Origin of the sequence: Flammeovirga kamogawensis (genome assembly GCF_018736065.1) — a bacterium.
Classification (GTDB): Bacteria; Bacteroidota; Bacteroidia; order Cytophagales; family Flammeovirgaceae; genus Flammeovirga; species Flammeovirga kamogawensis.
The window spans coordinates 1,381,933-1,402,395 of sequence record NZ_CP076128.1; the positions used below are offsets into that span (position 1 = coordinate 1,381,933).

General features: G+C 34.1%; 14 protein-coding genes. 1 reads left to right on the forward strand and 13 read right to left on the reverse strand.

What is annotated here, in order from left to right; translation table 11 throughout:
• Positions 1 to 8: 8 nt before the first annotated feature.
• The 13 genes from KM029_RS05455 to speD form a co-directional block, all read right to left on the reverse strand.
• The gene (locus KM029_RS05455; RefSeq protein ID WP_144072300.1) at positions 9 to 848 is read right to left on the reverse strand and encodes an endonuclease/exonuclease/phosphatase family protein; all 840 of its coding nucleotides are present in this window, start codon (positions 846 to 848) and stop codon (positions 9 to 11) included.
• Positions 849 to 1,084: 236 nt separating this feature from the next.
• Entirely contained in the window at positions 1,085 to 2,158 is a 1,074-nt protein-coding gene (locus KM029_RS05460) for a putative glycoside hydrolase (protein WP_144072301.1), read from the reverse strand.
• A gap of 28 nt (positions 2,159 to 2,186) precedes the next feature.
• Entirely contained in the window at positions 2,187 to 3,272 is a 1,086-nt protein-coding gene (locus tag KM029_RS05465; RefSeq protein ID WP_158630966.1) for a carbohydrate-binding family 9-like protein, read from the reverse strand.
• 73 nt (positions 3,273 to 3,345) lie between these two features.
• Positions 3,346 to 4,773, reverse strand: a complete 1,428-nt coding sequence (locus KM029_RS05470; RefSeq protein ID WP_144072303.1) for a glycoside hydrolase family 125 protein — start codon at positions 4,771 to 4,773, stop codon at positions 3,346 to 3,348.
• A 22-nt stretch (positions 4,774 to 4,795) separates the two neighbouring features.
• Complete coding sequence (locus tag KM029_RS05475) at positions 4,796 to 7,390, reverse strand: beta-mannosidase (protein WP_158630967.1); 2,595 nt, start codon at positions 7,388 to 7,390, stop codon at positions 4,796 to 4,798.
• A gap of 85 nt (positions 7,391 to 7,475) precedes the next feature.
• On the reverse strand, positions 7,476 to 8,720 hold the full coding sequence (locus KM029_RS05480) for a PNGase F N-terminal domain-containing protein (protein ID WP_144072305.1): 1,245 nt from the start codon (positions 8,718 to 8,720) through the stop codon (positions 7,476 to 7,478).
• Between the two features lie 15 nt (positions 8,721 to 8,735).
• Entirely contained in the window at positions 8,736 to 9,473 is a 738-nt protein-coding gene (locus tag KM029_RS05485; RefSeq protein ID WP_144072306.1) for a copper homeostasis protein CutC, read from the reverse strand.
• Positions 9,474 to 9,527: 54 nt separating this feature from the next.
• The gene (locus KM029_RS05490; protein ID WP_205125416.1) at positions 9,528 to 11,789 is read right to left on the reverse strand and encodes a GH92 family glycosyl hydrolase; all 2,262 of its coding nucleotides are present in this window, start codon (positions 11,787 to 11,789) and stop codon (positions 9,528 to 9,530) included.
• A 272-nt stretch (positions 11,790 to 12,061) separates the two neighbouring features.
• Positions 12,062 to 13,939, reverse strand: a complete 1,878-nt coding sequence (locus KM029_RS05495; protein WP_144072307.1) for a SusD/RagB family nutrient-binding outer membrane lipoprotein — start codon at positions 13,937 to 13,939, stop codon at positions 12,062 to 12,064.
• Positions 13,940 to 13,950: 11 nt separating this feature from the next.
• A complete protein-coding gene (locus KM029_RS05500; RefSeq protein ID WP_144072308.1) occupies positions 13,951 to 17,034 on the reverse strand; it encodes a SusC/RagA family TonB-linked outer membrane protein in 3,084 nt (1,027 codons plus the stop codon).
• 216 nt (positions 17,035 to 17,250) lie between these two features.
• The gene (locus tag KM029_RS05505) at positions 17,251 to 18,036 is read right to left on the reverse strand and encodes a DeoR/GlpR family DNA-binding transcription regulator (RefSeq protein ID WP_144072309.1); all 786 of its coding nucleotides are present in this window, start codon (positions 18,034 to 18,036) and stop codon (positions 17,251 to 17,253) included.
• 257 nt (positions 18,037 to 18,293) lie between these two features.
• A complete protein-coding gene (locus tag KM029_RS05510; RefSeq protein ID WP_144072310.1) occupies positions 18,294 to 19,190 on the reverse strand; it encodes a 4-hydroxy-3-methylbut-2-enyl diphosphate reductase in 897 nt (298 codons plus the stop codon).
• Positions 19,191 to 19,239: 49 nt separating this feature from the next.
• Complete coding sequence (speD, locus tag KM029_RS05515; RefSeq protein ID WP_144072311.1) at positions 19,240 to 19,656, reverse strand: adenosylmethionine decarboxylase; 417 nt, start codon at positions 19,654 to 19,656, stop codon at positions 19,240 to 19,242.
• Between the two features lie 28 nt (positions 19,657 to 19,684).
• Here speD and KM029_RS05520 point away from each other — a divergent pair, with 28 nt between their 5' ends.
• A complete protein-coding gene (locus KM029_RS05520) occupies positions 19,685 to 20,419 on the forward strand; it encodes a M15 family metallopeptidase (RefSeq protein ID WP_144072312.1) in 735 nt (244 codons plus the stop codon).
• Positions 20,420 to 20,463: the final 44 nt, after the last annotated feature.

Consider the following 20,463-nt stretch of genomic DNA (forward strand, 5'->3'; position numbering starts at 1 on the left):
CTCTATTATTATTGTAATTCTACAAAAACTGGAAGATGATCTGAAGGGAATTTATGATCTTTTGCTTCCGTAATATGTGCATATCTAACTACTTTAAAGTAGCCGTGCACCATTATATAATCAATCTGATCTATTAAATCGCTGTTGTAATCAAATGCTTGGAATGTACCAGTAGGTCCTAATGGAGCCAATAAAGATAAAGGTCTAGTATCTTGGAAAACACCTTGTAACTCTAATACTGCTGCAGAAGTTGGAATACTGTTTAAATCTCCCATTAAAACAACAGGAACTTTACCATTTTCTGCCATTTCCTGTGCCTTTTTACTTATCAATTTAGACGACTGAACTCTAGCTTCAGCTCCCATATGGTCGTAATGTGTATTCATTACAACAAGTGTTCTTTTAGATGCTTTGTGTTTTAATTTTACCCATGTGCACACTCTTGGTAATGCTGCATCCCAGCCTTTACTTGGTGTTTCTGGTGTTTCTGACAACCAAAATGTTCCAGAATCAATTAGCTTAAATTTATGAGTATTAAAGAAAATAGAAGAAAATTCTCCACCTTCTTTCCCATCATCTCTTCCTACTCCAACAGCAGTCATTTCTGGTAAACTCTTCTTTAAATCATTTAACTGACCTAAAAGAACTTCTTGTGTACCTAGTATATCTACTTTATTAAATTTTATAACATCAGCAACCCAATCTTTACGGTTAGGCCATGCATTTTCTCCATCATTAGGTGTATTCATCCTAATATTGAAGCTCATCATGTTAATGCTTTTATCTTGTGCTTGCGTAATAATTGATCCGCCTAATAATAGGAATAGTAAGATTATAGTATTTTTCATCTGTTACTTTAAAAAGAGTATTGTCACATTCTGAATTGTTAAGTTCTAACAGAAATGTGTAATACAGTAATTTATTGAATATTGATAACAAATTTATCTTTTTTTATCAATCATGAAGATGATAAAAGTCTTCAAAAACACTTATATATAGGTAGTTTTCAGCTAGTAAGTAAATAAAAAAGTACTCAAACTTATCATCTGATTCAATAAGCTAGAGTACTCTTTTTTCTTGAAATTTATATTTTCTTTAAAGCATTCCAATGTGGTGCTTTCATTCCTCCTAAATCAAAAATTGCAAATCCCTTTGCTCCACCTTTTTTAGAAAGTTTAATGGCTTCTACTACATCCTCTTCTTTTGGTAAAGCAGGAGTATATAAACCTGTAAATAATGGTTCTTTGTAATTCTGTTTTAGGTCTTTCACGCCTTGTTCAACAGCAAATTTTATCCATTCTGTAGGCTCCTCGTAAAAACTATTATATACCATCGGGAATACCATATCTAGTTTAAAATCATCCCAAGATTGACGGCAAATTTTACGTGCTAATTCAGGGTAAGGAAAAACTGCAGCAGATAATAATTTACCCTCTTTGTGTACAGCATCATAAATCTTGTCCACAAGGTGAGTTACTGCATCGTATCTAAATTGTCTCCATTCTTCTGATGCTGTAGGGTCTTTAACCTTGTAAATATCTGTTCCTGTTTCGTGTAAAAATTTATCTCTACATGTCTGGCAGTAACAGAAATCCCATTCAGGGTATTCTTTGTCTTGTACTATGCCATAAAGCGGCTGTAAAGAAGAGGCTAAAATTACATCAGAAAAACGCACATAATCTAAATGTACTCCTTTTACACCTTCAATTTTTGCTAACTCAACTGCTTGTTTTATAATGTGCTCTTGTACTGGTTCTTGAGACGGGCAAACCCATTGGTAATAATCTACGTAAGGATGATATTCTGAACAAGACCTGCCATCTCCACTCACAGTATACCATTCAGGGTGTTTTTTTGCTTCTTCGTCGCCATTTCTATTTAGCGTCCACATCCAAGCATGCATTTCAATATCTCTTGCTTTTAAGAGTGGGTACATTCTCTCGAAAGTAGCTTTATTCCCTCCTAATAACACACCTTGAATATCAATTTCTTTTAACTGATCTAATTTCTCTTCCCATTTAGCATCTGTCCAATCGTCGTGTGCATGTAACCACATCCAACGTTTTGGTAATTTTGTTGATTTGCCAAATAAAGGAAGTCCAACCATCATTCCTGTAGCGGCTAGACCAGATATTTTTAAAAATTCTCTCTTGTCCATTCTAATCTATTTTTATGTGTGTTTTTATTTATTTTATTGAGATTACATCTGAAGAACTATCATGACGTACCACATAAATTTTATCTTCTTGAGGTACTTTTAAAACTACTTCAAAACCACCTGCTACTTGATTCAATTCAGGCTGTAGTTCTTCGGAGTTATATTTCATGATTGTTTTCCAGCCTAGTTCATCAAAAGTTTTGGCATAAACCCTGTGCTCGTACCAATATTTTTTCTGTAATCTATAAATATCAAATAATTGACGATGTAAACGTTCTCCTTCTGTTTCAGAGACATCTATCTTCTTTTTATCACCTACTTTATTTTCTGTAAACTGAATATATCCCCATTGTTCTGGCATGTGCATAGCAATTTCTCCTTGTGCAGACCATACCCAATTGTATTCTGCTGCAGGCTTGCCTGTATTAGGGTCTATATGTTTTACATACTTACCGTTTTCAACATCTAAATCCCAATTCACTCTAGAAAAATTAATTCTCCACCTTCTACCCTCTTTTGGATAAATTAGAGTAGGTTTTTCTTGCCCGATGACTTTCCAAGGAAAAGCAATTTCTAAAGTCCATTTCTCGTCTACATCAGACGGTTCGTTTAAAGTACCGTACATTTTAACTGCAGATTTTAAACCATCAATATGCCATGAGTTCATGTAAGACCCTCCATCTCTATACGGTTTAGTCATTATTAAATCCCAAACAGTATTTAATAAATTCATTTCAAACTCGTAATACATTTGTGATGATGGATTAGGATTAATAAATACCTCAAAATCATTATCATGATAAATTACAGCATCTCTCTCTGTAATTGTACTCCACAAATTGGGTTCGTGAAGTTCCGCTGAGATATATAAATACTCATCATCCCAAAGCATTTTAGCTCTTGTGTTATATTTAGGTAAAGGTTTTTTATCTCCTTCTATATCCACAAATAAATCAGTCCATTCGGCTTTTTCCCAATCCTTTTCGTCTATAATTCCGTCAACATTAATTGGTTTAGTTGATTTATAGCACAAGTAACTTTCTGGTGTAGGGTATTCTTGCCCAAAAGATGGACTTAAAAAAGTTAAGATAAATAATGTTGATAGTAATCTCATTCTGTAAAAGTATAATAGTACAAGGCGTAACTTCTGATGCAGTAAATACATTAAGAATGTTACGCCTTACTTTTTATTTTAATAACTCAGGGTGTTGCTGATAAACTTTATATACCAGCTCTCCAAAGAGTGTATTTGTCCAAGCAAACCAAGAACGTGTGTATTTTTTAGGATCATCTTTATGGAAAGATTCGTGCATAAAACCAGTATCGGCATGCGTTGCTTTTAGCTGATCTAAACACCATTTCATCTCTTCAGGATTTTGAGAAGTTAAGCCTTTCTGAATGATAGACATTGGCCACACATAATCAAGACCCACGTGAGGGCCACCAATTCCTTCATATTTACCTTTAAAGAAATAAGGATTACTGTCACTCCAAACAAACTTACGTGTAGCTTGGTAAAGAGGATCATTTACATCCATACAATCTAAATAAGGCATTGATAATAAACTCGGCACATTAGCATCGTCCATAAAATACTGATTACCATAACCGTCTACCTCAAAAGGTAGAATTTCTCCAAAATCTAAATGCTTTTTTACAGCATACTTTTTAAGGGCAGCTTTTACCTCTTCCGCTAAAGCGATACACTCGTCTGCAAAGGCATTGTCTTTTACAACGTTTGCGTAGATATCTGCCAGCTGCATTAAAGAAGCAACTGCAAAATAATTTGATGGAATTAAAAATGGAAGTAAAGTAGAATCATCAGAAGGTCTGAACGACGAAACAATCAATCCGCATGGTTTCATAGAAGCACCAGCTCCCCAGTTTGCCATTGTATCTTCGTACTTTTGAGTTACTCTTGAAAAAGTATAAGGTCCAACTCCATCTTTTCTTTGTTGCTCTTTAAAAGTTTTGACAATTAACCTTGTCGATTTCTGCCAAGTTTCATCAAAAATAGATGCGTCTCCTGTTTTTTTCCAATATCCATTTGCTAAACGAACCGCATAACAAAGTGAGTCAATCTCCCATTTACGCTCGTGCGTTCCTGGTTTCATGTCTGTAATATCAGTTTTTGCCCATTTCGATTTTACTGTCGGGTCTTTCTCAAATGCATTTGCATAAGGGTCTAATAAAACACACGCTGCCTGACGGTTAACCAAACCTTTTATCATCAACTTTAGATCGTCATCATCGTTTGCCAAAGGTAAATATGGCCAAACTTGAGCAGTTGAATCTCTAAGCCACATTGCAGGAATATCTCCTGTTATTACAAATGTATCTGGTCTATCACCATTCATTGTAAATTCTACTGTGGTATCTAATGTATTTGGATAACAGTTTACAAACATCCAACGTAACTCTTCGTCGCCAATTTTTTTAGCCACTTGTTTAATTACTTTTTCTACTGCTTTAGAAGTAAACTTTCGTTCTCCAACGGCAGGTCGGTGCGATGTAAATTTATCTTGTAATAAGTCTGAAGCTAATGTACTTCCTCCTGCCATTGTTAGGCCAGAAGCAAATACGCCTGTTGTTTTAATAAAATCTCTGCGTTGCATTTTAGTATATGATAAGGGGTAGTTATTTTAAATTATTTAGGCACTTAACAGTTAGTACTTTCTTTAGTTCGGTAGCTGTTAACTCTGTACGTGTTACTGTTATGTATTTTTCCATTCTTGTAGGTAAATGGAAATAATTATCAGAAAAATGAGCTACTGCATCTCCTTCGATAGTTAAGGCTACACTCTCTGTAAATACATCAGATGATAACTTAATAAAAAGCTGACCATCTTCTTCTATAACATCTGTACTAATTGTGGCTTGTGGTAATTTCTGATCTTTAGGTTTAACAAAGAATGCATAATTATGCGCATCATTACGTCCTGATTCTTCTACAGAACGTAAAATCATATACATTCCTTTTCTTTCTTTTAAAGTAGATTTTCGACCTAAAATTTCTGTAAGTGATGTTTCAAGTACAACTTTACTTTCGTTACCTCCAATTTCTATTGGGTAGCGTTTTGTTGCTAAAGTCTCTCCTTTAAAAGTTCTCCATTCTACTTCTAATGTTGATTTTCTTGACGACCATTCGTCATTTACTAACCACACCTTAAGTTGTTCTCCTTCTATATCAGATGATAATATTTGAGGTCTAAACGCTCTTTCTACAGCATAATGTAATGCCTTCCACTCTCCATAATAATCAATTGATGACCACGAAGCTGCAGGCCAACAATCGTCTAATTGCCAATACAAAGTCCCCATGCAATACGGCATTCTACGTCTGTGTGTTTCAAAACCCTGACGCATTCCATCTGCCTGTAACAACATACCAACGTACACAAAGTCTTCAAAATTAGACGGTACTTTAAAGTCTCGTTCCATATACACCTTAATCAGTCCGTTACCTGTATAACTTTTCTGATGCGTGTTCATTACATCCGTTTCTAAACCCCAATCTTCTTCAATTGTAAATTTCTTTATTGCTTTAAAAGATGGGAACGCTTGGAAGCCATACTCACTCATGAAACGAGGTACGTATTCTTTAAAGCTTTCGAATGGATATTTTCCATGCCATACACCCCAGAAGTGATTATCTCCTTTTGAGAAATCTTCTAACTTACCCCAATTTGATATTGGAGATGATGGGAAATAAAAACGTCCTTTATCGTAAGTCTTGACCATTTCTGGTAGTACTTCTTTAAACAACCTATTGTAATCTGCTACTAATTGGTCTTGTACTTCTTTGCTCCAACCGTAAGAATCTTGCCATCCCCAATTGTCCCAAGCTACACCAACTTCGTTATTACCACACCAAAGTGCTAAAGAAGGACGATTTCTTAAACGTTTAATATTGTATTCTGCTTCAGCTTTAACCTTCTTAATAAAATCTTTATCACCTGGGTAAAGTGTACAAGCAAACATAAAATCTTGCCATACCAAAAGTCCTTTTTCATCACACTGATCATAGAAATAGTCACTTTCGTAAATTCCTCCGCCCCAAATACGCACCATGTTCATGTGCACACTTGTCATACTTTCTATCATCCAATCGTAACGTTCTTTCGTTACAGATGGCAAGAAGCTATCTTGTGGAATATAATTTACCCCTTTCATAAATACGGGCTGACCATTGACTTTTACAAAGAAACTTTCTCCTAAACTATCTGGCTCATTAATAAGCTCTACAGTTCTTAAACCAATCTTCTCTATCTTCTGATCAACAATTTCATCTCCAACCATTAAATCAGTTGAAATTGCATATCTACGCTGTTCTCCTAAACCATTTGGCCACCATCTTTCTGGTTGATCAATTGTAGCTTGAAGTGTAATACTATTTTTTCCTTTTTCTAAGCTAATGTCTTTTTTATCTGATGAAAATGTATGCTCATCCGCTTTTAATCTGATTTTAGCAGTAGTTTTTTGATCTGAATAGATCTCAACCGTAGCTGTTAATTCTGCCTTCTGATCTGTAAGAGAAACTTGTTGAATATAAACATCTTCAATTTTCGCTGTTTTCCAAACCATCAAGTTGATGTTTCTCCATATCCCAGATGTTACGAAACGAGGGCCCCAATCCCATCCAAAAGAATAAGGTGCTTTACGAGAATAAATACTGTATTTTTCTGCCCTTGCATCGTTATCTGCAGGGTATTCATAACCGGCCTTATCTCTTAAAGGCTTTGTCATTTTTATAGGCGAGTGGAAATAAACTTCTAACGTATTTCCTTTTTCTTTTAATAATGATGTTACTTCTTTTTCATAGCCCACAAACATATTATCAGCAGACAATATCTTTTTGCCATTTAAAGTTACATCAGCATATGTATCTAATCCTTCAAATTGTAAAGAAAATCTATTTTTTTCTATTACAGAAACAGGAGCATCGAAGGTAGTTTTATATACCCAATCCTCCTCTTCTATCCATTGTAAGTCTTTTTCATTCTGACGATAAAATGGATCTTCAATAAGTTTATTAGCAAATAAGTCGGTATGTACCACTCCAGGTACAGTAGCTGGGTACCATTGTTTTTTGGAAGCCTGTTTAAACTCCCAATTATTATTTATTGGAAATAGTTTTTTGGCGTTAGATGTATCCATCCAATCTTCTGTACAACCTACTGTTAATACGGAAAATAATACGAGAATAAAATTCTTAAAATTGATAGTCTTCATACTTTTGATAATCGTGCGTTCTTTCACCCAAATTCGAATAATAAAAACCATCCGCCAAGTATTTTCGACAGATGGTTTTTATCGCTTAATTCAACTCACCGAATAAGTAGGCAGATACAAACCAGAAATTTTGATGGTCTCCCTCTAATTTCTGAGCTGTAGGCATACTTACTGTTATTTTATGTTTCCCAGTAACCTTATCCATAGGAACAATTACTGGAGGAACATCAGAACCAGGGCACCAGTTTGATCTAGAATAATCTGATGATGCAATAGGTTCTTCAACTTCTTTTTTCTCATATCTTCCTTTTTTGAAATCAATGTAAGCTACTTCTCTTTTCTCTAACCAAACACCTGATGTTGGGTTAAATCTTCTGAAAGAAGCACAGTCTGTTCTCCAAGGAACAAATTGATAAAAAGGAGTATCGTCTAACTTGATAATATTTTCAGTTTCAACAAACTCATCACCTCCACTATGTCCACCATGGCCAGTAGTAATGTAGGCTAAGTTTACATTTTTAGCATTTGTAGGTATTGTAACTTCTGTTCCTACATCTGCACGCTGAAATTTATCACAACCTCTTTGTGGAGGAATATATCTTACAGAATTTAATACCGGTGCTACCCAACGCTTTTTAGCTGGAGCATACGCATTTTCTGATTCATCAAAACGTATTTTTACATCTACGTTATATCCTTCTTTAGTCCAAGTATCAATATGTACACCAACATATACTTCACCTTCTAAAAGAGGTAATAATTGTGTAATATCTTGTTTCCACATTGCTTTTTTAGCCCAACCATCAATATACACAGGCATACGGTTAGGGTATTTTGCAGTATCACGTTCAGAGTAAAAACCAACTCCAAAAGGAGTCATGAAACGCATTAATTCTGTTGCTGGTGTAAATTCACCTTCAGGAATCATACCCGGATAACTATCTGTTGCTTCAGCATCTTCTGTGTTCTTTAAAACGTACTCCCCTTTAGCTACGCTTAATAAGTTTGCACTGTTTGTTGGCATCACAAAAACAGAACCCGATTTATCCCATCTATCTCCAGCAGAAGTTTCTTCTACTATAATTGTTACTTTAGTATCTCTTTCAAACTTAGGTATAGAGATCTTACGTAACATAATTCTGCCAGATTCAATATAAAATGGCTCAGAATCACTTTCTTTAATACCGTCTTTCGTTAAATCTGGATCAAAATATAAATGTTGTTGATCGAAAACGTGGTAGACCTTATCTCCTATTGCAGGAATTTCTTTTGGTCCACAACTAACTACTAAAAATGTTAGTGAGAGCAAGTAAATGATTTGCTTTTTCATATTCTGCTAATTCTTTTAAATTTGATTTTTGAGAGATTCTACTGTGTCTTTACAAGTTATTGAGCGACTATACTCAGAACCTGAACTTTCTTTGCTCATTGCTACTCCATCATTTTGGAATGTCATTTGGCTACTTACCATCTTAGAAGCAGATGAATGTACTGCTGTTACACCAGATTTTAAGATAATTTCTTTCACATTCACAGGTAAAACCCCGCTTCCTGCCATTATCTCAATTCTGTCATCAGCTTGTTCTACTAGTGCTTTCAATTCTTCAACTCCTTCTAAAGCAGTCATTTTTGCTCCAGAAGTTAACACTCTATCAACACCTAACTCAATAAGATCTTCAAGAGCCTCTTTCATGTCTCTAGTCATATCAAAAGCTCTATGGAATGTTACACCCATAGGTTTTGCAGCTTCTACAAGAACTTTGCAACGTTCTTTATCAATTCTAGCATCTGATGTTAAAGCACCAATTACTACTCCATTCATACCAACACGTTTTGCCGTTCTGATATCCTGAAGCATTTCTGCAAATTCTAGATCTGTAAAAAAGAAGTCACCTCCTCTGGGTCTAATAATCGGATAAATATCAATCTGAACGTTTTCTCTTGCAGTAATCATCATCCCTTCACTTGGAGATGTCCCGCCTTCTAAACGTCCTCCACACAACTCTACTCTATCTGCTCCACCTTTCTCTGCGTTTATTGCAGAATCAACAGTATAAGAGCAAATTTCTAATGTCGTTTTCATCGTTAATCAATTAAAGGGAGAGTATGAATCAACTCTCCCAATGTTATTCTCTTCTTAAATCTTATTTGACGGAGGAGGTGTATTTACCCCCAACTCTTTATTAGGTTTATCAGACATTTCGAAGATTAGTGTACCACCATCCATAATTTCTTTATGCTTGATGTATAACCTATCTAATGCCTTTCCATTTAAAGTAACTGACTTAATGTAAATGTTCTTTTTACTTACATCTTTTGCTTCTACTTTAAACACTTTTCCATTTGATGTATTTATTTCGGCTTCTTCAAATATTGGGCTACCAAAAGCGTAAATTCCTTGCGCTGGGTTAACAGGATAGAATCCAAGACTACTAAATACATACCAAGCAGACATTTGACCACAGTCCTCATTACCAGAAATACCTTCTGGAGTGTTATCGTACTGTGTTTCTAATATCTCTCTTACTTTTTCTTGTGTTTTCCAAGGAGCACCTGCATAATCATATAAATACGCAATGTGATGACTTGGTTCATTTCCATGAGCATATTGTCCAATTAATCCTGAGATATCTGGGGAAACATTATCTCCTGTTAATTCAGAAGATGCTGTAAATAACTCATCTAACTTTGCAACAAATGCTTCTTTTGAAGGAAATAAATCAATTAACCCTTGAACATCTTGTAAAACAAACCAACTATGTTGATATGCATTACCTTCTGTATAATCTGTATTTTCTCTGTGGTTTGCTTCTGCTGGATCAAATGGCAATCTAAATTTGCCGTTTGTTAAGCGACCACGCATAAACTCAGTTTCTTTATCAAAAAGAGGTTTATATCCTTCTGATCTTTTCATGTATTCTTGGTATGCTTTTTCATTTCCAATATGTTTTGCTACTTGAGCAATACACCAGTCATCGTAAGCATATTCTAATGTTTTTGTTACAGATTCCCCTCCTTTATCAGAAGGTATAAATCCATATTTCTTATACATTTTCAAGTCTCGTGCATCTTGTAAAGATGTAGCTTTCATTGCCTCAAAAACTCTATTTGCATCTATTCCTTTGATGTTTTTTAAAACGGCATCTGCCAAAACAGGCATTGCATGGTATCCTGTCATACAATTGGTTTCATTACCAGCTAAAGACCATACAGGAAGAATTCCCGTTTCATCATAATGTGCTAACATCGTATTGATAAAATCAGCATTCCTTTTTTGTGATTCTATAATAGTAGACAGTGGATGAACAGCTCTAAATGTATCCCAAAGAGAGAAAGTACTGTAATATGTAAATCCTTCTGCTTTATGAATTTTATGATCTGCTCCTTTATACTCTCCCAATGCATCTGAATGTGTTACAGGTGCAATTTTAGAATGATACAATGCCGTATAGAATATTTCACGTGCTTTTTTATCTTTAGTCGTCACTTTTATTTGCTTCAATGCTTTTTCCCAAATAGTTGATGCAGCCTGACGTTTTAAATCAAATGAATAACCTTTAGCTTCTTGCTCTAAAGCTACATGTGCTCCTTCTACAGATACAGAAGAAATACCCATTGCTGCTGTTACTTGATTTTGATTATCAACCCCATCAAAAACAACTTGAGCAATTAAACGGTTCCCACTTTTCTCTATCTTAATATCTTTTATATCTCTTGAGAAATTCATCTCAAAGTAAACTCTTTGGTCTTCCGCCCATCCTTTAGACAAACGTTTACCAATAATTGTATTTTTCCCTTTTTCTGAAAGTGCTGTTTCTGTTACACCATCCCAGTTAGTTGCGTACCCTAAATTAATAATCATAGAAGGTGCTTTAGCATTAGCAGGGTAAGTCCATCTATGAAAACCTACACGCAAACCTGTTGTCATTTCTGCTCTAATACCACTATTCTCTAATGTAACAGCATAATAACCAGGGTGAGCTATTTCTGTATCATGAGTATATTTTTCTGTATAAGTTAATTTAGCTCTATCGTTTTCTTTTGGATCTAAGGTATGCTCTTTATCTGTTGGTAAGATAATTAAATCATTAAGGTCGCCAATACCTGTACCACTTAAATGTAAATGTCCAAAACCAACTAAAAGTGAATCTGAAATATGATAACCAGAGACCCAATCCCAACCACTTACACCATTTACAGGGCTACATTGTACACCACCATAAGGCAAAGTTGCTCCTGGAAAAGTATGACCATGTTCTCCTGTTCCAATAAATGGATCAACATAATCGACTAATTTTTCTGTTTCTGCCTCTTTCGGCATTTCTGTCTGACAACTTAACAACGCTGATCCCATTGCTAGTACAGTCAAACTTTTTTTAATGTAATTGATTGTTGACACGGTTAATAAATTTAAGTAAGGTTCCTTGTAGATTAATAGTATAATAAGTGTTTCATCTACGACAAAAATAATAAATATCACTCACATTCACGCAAACAAACATGCATAAACATGCAGTTTTTCTGCTAACTTATGTAAACAAGAATAAATACATTCTTAACTATGCTTATTTAAAGTCTTTTTAGTAATGAAACAAGAAAATACAAAGATGTATAAAAGCAAAAAAAGCCACCATTCAAATTAATGAAAGGTGGCTTTAGGTTTATCTATTTCTAGTTATCTTTAGAACTGTACCATTGTTTTACAGCTATAAAGTTGGTAGACTGACCAGTACCAGCATCAGATCTTTGTCTTTGCATAGCAGCCTCTGTGTTTGTAGGGCTTACTGTTAATTCTCTATTCGGATATGGGAAACGAGAAGGACGAACTCCGTTTGTTACACCAAACGAATGAAGTTCTACATTTTTAACTCCAGTTTTAACTTCTGAAGGATTTAAAATAGGGTCATTAGTGAAGGTAGGTAGATCATATGTTCTATCATCAGCTGTTAAAGTTGATTTAACTATTGATGGTAAATGTGTTCTATTCCAATTAGCAAACGACTCGTAACCATTTCCAATTAATGCTACCCAGTTCTCATAAGCTACTACTTCTAACTTATCTGCTGTAGCGCTTGCTCCTTGATAAGCAGCAATGGCATTATTCACATAATCAGCAACTGCAGCATCATGAGAATAAGTTGCATCTGATTGTCTTTTATATAACGCCTCATATTTTATCTCTGTATCTTTACCAGGGAAAGGAAGTGCATCATATTTAGTCATTGCTAAATTAACTGCATTAGTATATGCAGCTTCAGCATTTCCAACACCATATCCTCTAAGATTAGCTTCTGCAATCATGAATTGCACTTCATCAGCACCAATTACGATAGATGGAGATAATCTATTAAAGGTGGCTGGACTAATTGCTGCTAAGGTAGCAAACTCACCTTTGCCTTTAAAATCTGGATAATTATCATTTTGACCAATCCAATAGGCAGATTGGATAGCTTTATCAGCTGTTTGGTTAAAATAAATACCTCTATTTCCATCAGATCTATCACCTAATCTTACTCCTCTGTAAGAAACTTTTTCAAAATCCCCTTCATTTCCAGAAGTTAAGAATGGATTAAAGCTAGTATACTGTGTAGTATCACCCATTGCAGCAACTATACCACCTTCATACGTTAAATGATGTGTTATTCTAAACAATCTAGGATCTTGTTTTGTTTGCATTTGTTGTAAAGCCAATTCAGACATATACGCATAAGATGCTCCACCAACTTGCCCTTCAATTGCAATACCAGAACCATTAATATGTTGACCCCATGGTCCACCTTCACCAACGTGAGCTACATATACTGCATCATTCCATGTTTCGATATAACCACCAGTACCATTAAAACCTTCTTTAAAAATTCTAGCACCTTCAGTTGCATCACCTTCAGACATCATTAAACCAATTTTCATCAGTAAAGAATTACAAAGTTTTGCGTATTTAGCAGAACCAACTATACCTGAAGAGTATAAGTCGTAAGTAAAAATATAAGTATCTTTATCTGCTAAAATGATATCTCTAGCCTCGTTCAATTCTTTTGCCATGTCGATTAAGACATCTTTCTGAGGGTCTAATTGAGGATAATAATTTAATTCTGTATAACCTTTACCGGCTTCAAAATAAGGAATATCACCATACATCTGAGTTGCTCTAAGTAGATTTACTACTCTTACAATTCTCATTTGAGCAATTTTAGGTTCAGAATTCTCTTCATTCTCTAAACGAGACATTACATCTGTGATATTTTTTATTATATCACCAAAGATCAAATCCCATGTTGGACTAGTAAAACCATCTGACACTCCAAATCCGCCAGCAGTACTGTATAAATTAGCAGAGTTTTGTGCATAAGGACCTGACATAATTAAGTTACCTCTCCATCCTTCATGCCCTGAAGCAAACATTTTCAACTGTGAGAATGTAAATAAATGTTTCACATCAAGGTCATTACTTGTCCAAGGATTTTTATTCATCTCCTCGAACTTATTTGTACAACCCATTAGAGTAGCAGCTGCAACTGCTGATCCAATTAATATCTTTTTTAAATTCATTGTAATCAATATTAGAAATTAGCGTTTAATTTGAATCCGTAAGTTCTTGGTATTGTTAAATTTGAGTATTCAATACCTTGTCCGTTACCAGATGTGAAAGAAGATTCAGGATCAATATTGTCCGTATTCTTCCATAAATAAGCTATATTAAACGCGTTAGCAGATAAAGATAAATTTCTAAGTGGTGTCTTCCCGATCACGTTATTAGAGAATCTATACGTTAAGCTTACTTCTCTTAATTTTATAAATGAAGCATCATAGATAAATTGTTCTGCAACACTACTTACTGCTGCATAATATTGTTCTGGATCTACATTTCCAGTAAAAGGAGTACCATCAGATAATACAAAATCATTTGAAGGCAACCAATTTCCACCATTATAATATTCTTCTCTACCAACTAAAGTCTCCTTATGTTTACCTGAAGCATACATACTAGATTCGGTATTAGAATAAATATCACCACCCCACTTGCTATCAATTAAGAAAGAGAACGATACATTTTTATAATTAAAGGTATTTCTCAAACCGGCCATCCATGGTTGAACTCCATTCCCTATTTCATGTACTCCATCCATTTTTTGAGGGCGACCATCTGCATCAACAACAATTTTTCCTGTTGCATCATCTCTTAAATATTTAGAGCCTACAATTACGCCATAAGACTCACCTGGTCTTGCTTGAACAGAAACACCATTAATTGACATCAATTGGAAAGACTCTACTCCATCTGTTAATGAAACTACTTTGTTATCATTATAAGATGTATTGAATGTCATATTCCAAGAGAAGTTATCCGTTTTAATTGGATTATAATTCAACATAATTTCCACACCAGAGTTATCAATCTGACCTGCATTAATTAATGCTGATTCAAAACCTGAACCTTTAGAAATATCAACTCCTAAAATCTGATCAACCGCTGATGATTTGTAGTAAGCTACATCAATTCCAAATTTATCTTCAAAGAATCTTAAATCTAAACCAATCTCATATGATGTTTGAATTGATGGCTTTAAAACTCTGTTAGGAATTTGATTTCCTTCAACACCACCAATATTAATTCCATTATGGTTATTACCATCAAGGTTATATTGTAAAGCTAATAAATAAGGGTCTGTATCACTACCTACTTGTGCTAGGTTAGCTCTCAACTTACCAAATGACAACCAATCTGGAGTATCCCAATCCATATCAGAGAATACCCATGATGCACTTACTGAAGGATAAAAGAATGAATTATTTGCGATTGGTAACGTAGAAGACCAGTCATTTCTTGCAGATACATCTAAGAATAAATATCCTTTATAACCAACTGAAGCAGTAGCATAAACCGAAGCAATTGCTTTTTCATAAGAACTATAAGATAAGAATCTATCCTGACCTGCTTGAGGATTTTGAAAGTCTGGAGAATTAAATCCACTAGAACCTGTATCAGAATAATCTCTTCTATTTTGCATGTAAGAACCACCCAAGTTACCAGTAATATCAAAGTCACCAAATTGTTTATGGTACATCAATAAGAAATCAAAGTTGTTTTCACGTTCAATATTTGATCTTTGATAAGCTCTACCCTGCTCATAATAAGGCGTATACAAAGGTTGTAATACATCTTGCTTAAAGCTATTAAAGTCTGTACCAGCTCTACCCATTAATTTTAAGTAATCTGTAAACTCATACGTTAAGCTTGCCATACCAATTAAACGATCCAATTGATCTTGATTGACAACTTCATGCATTGTCCAATAAGGGTTAGATTCTTTATCATTATAACCTTTTGGACGGCCAGTAACTGGATCTTTATAATCACTCAACCAATTCTGATCAATAGTAGTAGGTAAACTTAACATATTACCCATATAGTTATTTACACTATTACCCATTTCCATACGGTTGTATGCTTTTTGATTAATGTAAGAGACTCTTGAATCTAACTTCAACTTGTCATTAATCATTTTTGTAGTTCCGCGTAAATTGAAAGTATTACGTTTGTATGTACTGTTATCAACCATTCCTTTATTATCCATATTTGAATATGAGAAACGTACTGTCGATTTATCTGTACTTCCTGTTAAAGCGACGTTTGTATTCCAAGTCTGACCTGTGTTAAAGAAAGATCTATAATTATCATAACCAGATACTACTCTTTCCTTACCATCATAATATGCTTTAGATTTCTGACCTGTTATCTTTGGTCCCCACATAGATGTCTGGTTTTTAGGATTAGAAGGTGCTGTACCTAGAGTACCCTGTGCATATTGCATTTGATCATTTGGAGTAATACCAACAGCATCAAATGTAACACCAGTATTAAAATCAATTCCTAATGCTTTTCCTTTAGTTCCACTTTTTGTTGTGATTAAAACCACACCATTAATTGCTCTAGAACCATATAAAGCAGTTGCAGAACCACCTTTTAATACCGACATAGATTCAATATCATCAGGGTTAATTGAAGATAGACCGTCACCTGTGTTTACATCACCAGAATCTGAAGAGTCTCCTGCATCTTTTAATGTATTATTTGAAATCGGCACACCATCAATTACATATAACGGTTGGTTATTACCTGATAAATTTGCGTTACCACGAATAACAACACGAGAACCCGAACCAGCTCCACCGCCTACTGGAGCAACTTGAACACCTGCCACTTTACCAGATAAAGAGTTCATTACATTTGATGAAGATCCAGCTGATCCTAAATCTTCTGAAGAAACTTCTTGCATTGCATAACCTAAAGAACGTTCTGAACGCTCAATACCTAATGCTGTAACTACTACTTCTTCAAGTTCTTCAGCATCGATATCTAGTTTTACTGTAATATCTGATGCATTTGTCATTGCCACTTCTTTAGAAGTATAACCAATAAACGAAAACACCAATGCAGTTTGATCAGAAGTTAATGAAATTGAGAATTTACCATCTAAGTCTGTAACAGTACCACTAGCTGTACCTTTAATTAGAACGTTAACGCCTGGAAGAGGTGAGTCATCCGTCACGTCTTTTACAGTACCCGTAACTACTCGGTCTTGAGCATACGCGTTACTGAGCATCAAAAAGATGCTACACAACAGTAATAAATGTTTTTTCATGTTGATAAAAATGAATAGAAATTAGATAAATTTTAGCTAAAATTTCAATAATGATATCTTGTATCTTATGTGTTATTTATTTCAGAAATCAATTATTAAAACCTTAGTAGATTATATTAAAAATTTGAATAGATAAATATTATTATAAGTGTATGAATAGTATATGTAAATCGTTGAAGGGAAAAGAATAAAATATCAGATGAATAAAGGAAGGTTTTATAAAATTTCTAACCCTTCCTGCTTAAAACCTTGAACAATACCATCATTAGCATTGAGCTCTGTTATAAGCATATGAATTTTATTTATTGGAATCCCTAAAAATGGTTGAGAAGTCATCAATTTATCTGAAGTAGCAACTGATACAACTTTTAATGCTGCATTACTCATTGCACTTTTCACTTCAACTTCTTCTCTGTCAATATCTGTAATACCTCGCTTTAAATCGATACTTCTTGTACCCATAAAACAAAGGTCTGCTCTTATTTCACTAAGTTCTTTCATTACTGAGTTTCCAACAGTAACTAAAGCATTTGGTAACATTTTACCACCTAAAAAGTATACATCAATAAATCTGTAAGGGGCAAGACTAGTTGCTACAGGTAAACAGTTGGTGATAATTGTTGCTTTTAAATCTTTTGGAAGTCTTTTAGTAATTTCAAGATTTGTGGTCCCTCCATCAATTAGGATAACCATATCATCTTTAATTAAAGAAATAGCCTTATCTGCGATTACTTCTTTATTGGCTTTACTATATACTTCTCTATCTTCGTAGCTAAATGGAATATAAGATGAAACATCCTCCATTCCTCCACTTATATTATTCTGATTTTTTACGGCTCCTCCATGTACTCTACGGATTGTACCTAAATCAGACAATTCTCTTAAATCTCTTCTTATTGTATCTTCTGAGACATTTAAAGACGTACTCAATTCCGAAGAAAGAACTTTATTATTTTTTCTTATTTCATCTAAAATAAACTGTTGTCTTTCTTCCTTTAACATATCGTACTAAAATTAAATGAATAATTATTATTAAGTGTTTTGACTACACCACAAACATACATGAACACGCATAAACACGCAAATAATAGTTCCTTTTTTTTAATAAATAAATGCAAACAAGCACAAACAATTGATAATGTAAAATAAAATCATGCAATAAAAGCATCTTTTTATACAAAAAAAGGCATTTACCCATTGGTAAACACCTTTTATATCTTTAAAAATCTAAAATCGATTTATCTTAAATTAATTCTGTTTTATTCGGTTATTGCCGAAATACTCTCTTCTAAATAGCTTTTCACCTGTTCCATTAACCACATTGGGGTTGATGTTGCACCAGAAATACCTACTTTATCATTAGGTTTAATCCAATCTAGATCAATTTCTTTCTCATTTTCCACAAAATAACTTCTTGGGTTATTTTTTAGACAAACGTTATAAAGAGCCTTTCCATTAGATGATTTCTTTCCACTTACAAAGATAATCACATCCATCTCACCCGAGAACTTTACCATTTGAGGCTCTCTGTTAGAAACCTGACGACAGATACTATCATTAGCATTGAATAACTCTTTATGAGCATCTTCACCATGTTCTGCATCAATTCGCTTCTCTATTTCAGCTTTCAGCTCATAAAAGCCTTTTGTACTTTTAGTTGTCTGACTAAATAAGGTTACAGGCCTTTTAAAATCTACTTTTACTAGGTCATCTATTGATGAAACAATAATACAATTATCTCCAGTCTGACCAGTTAATCCGATAACTTCGGCATGCCCTGGTTTTCCATAAATAATTAATTGCCCTGCTTTAGCATCAGTTTTATCGTATGCATTCTTTACTCTATTTTGTAGTTTTAGAACTACAGGGCAAGACGCATCAATAAGTTCTATATTATTTTCAATGGCCGTTTTATAAGTTGCTGGAGGTTCACCATGAGCACGAATTAAAACTTTACAATCATGTAAATCTGCTAATTGTTCACGATCAATTATTACAAGTCCTTTTTCACGTAAACGCTTAACTTCCATACTATTATGAACAATATCACCTAAGCAATATAACTTACCAGATTCATCCATTTCCTCTTCTGCCATCTGAATGGCAAACTCAACTCCAAAGCAATATCCCGACTTTTGATCAATCGATACTTCCATAATAACTATTCAAGTTTGACTAATAATTCACAAAATTAATGCTTTTCTTTTATTTAAGCGATTTATTTGCTGTATGATCTGCAATTTCTTCAATCTTGTGAAGGTCACCTCTATTCACTTCCTTTAAATCATAAGATGTAGGCTGCAATACCTCAACTAAATAATCCATTGCTTTTTCTGGAAAAGCTGTAGATCCACATGTGTAAAAATCTACAGAAACAAAATTATGTTCAGGCCACGTATGAATGGCAAAATGACTTTCTTGTATCACAACAACTCCTGATACACCATGTGGTGAAAAATGATGAAAAACAGACTGCACAATCGTTGCATTTGCCTTTAGTGCAGCTTCTTCCATTATTACCTTTACATCCTCAGGGTTATTTAAAGCAATATGATTACATGAATACAATTCGCCTAAAAGTTGTTTCCCTAAGAAAATTTCTTCTCCTTTATAAAAACTCATTTGTCAATTTATCTATAAGTCATTTTGTATGCGACAATTCCTTTTCCTTTGTATTTTAATAATTTCTAGTTGTAAACATCAAGAAACTAATTTAACAAACAGTGTTTTTAATGACAAAGAAAACTTTCTAGGTAACACAGAACACAATATTAATAAAATAATATCCAATGATTTAAGACAAAGCATGTATTGGAAATCAATTGCTGATTTACCTGATTCATCATTTGTAGAATTAAACAAACTCGATAGTTTATTTGTTTTGGATATTCGTTATGCTACTACCAATAATTTCACAAAAACCATATTGTATTCTTGCCCTAAAGCAATGTTACGTAAAGTTGTCGCCTTACAATTAGTAAAAGTACAACAAGAACTGATAAAAAAAGGATTTAAGATTAAATTATTTGATTGTTACAGGCCTTTAAGTGTCCAATGGAAGATGTGGGAAGTGTATCCTGATAGAAGATATGTAGCTGACCCGAGGGTTGGATCTTGGCACAATAAAGGTTTAGCCGTTGATCTGACAATCTGTGACTTAAATGGGAAACAAATAGAAATGGGAACACCTTATGATTTTTTTGGTAAAGAAGCATGGCCCACGTATAAACAACTGCCACAAAAAATTTTAAAGAATAGAGATTTATTAGCAAAAACAATGTGGAAATTTGGATTTAGACCAACATCTACAGAATGGTGGCATTATTCTTACAGGCATGCTACTTTTCCAATTTCGAATACTCCATTCGATTGTAATGATTTTTAAAAAAGTTTAATTTATCTAAATAAGGTACTGCTAATAAATTAATT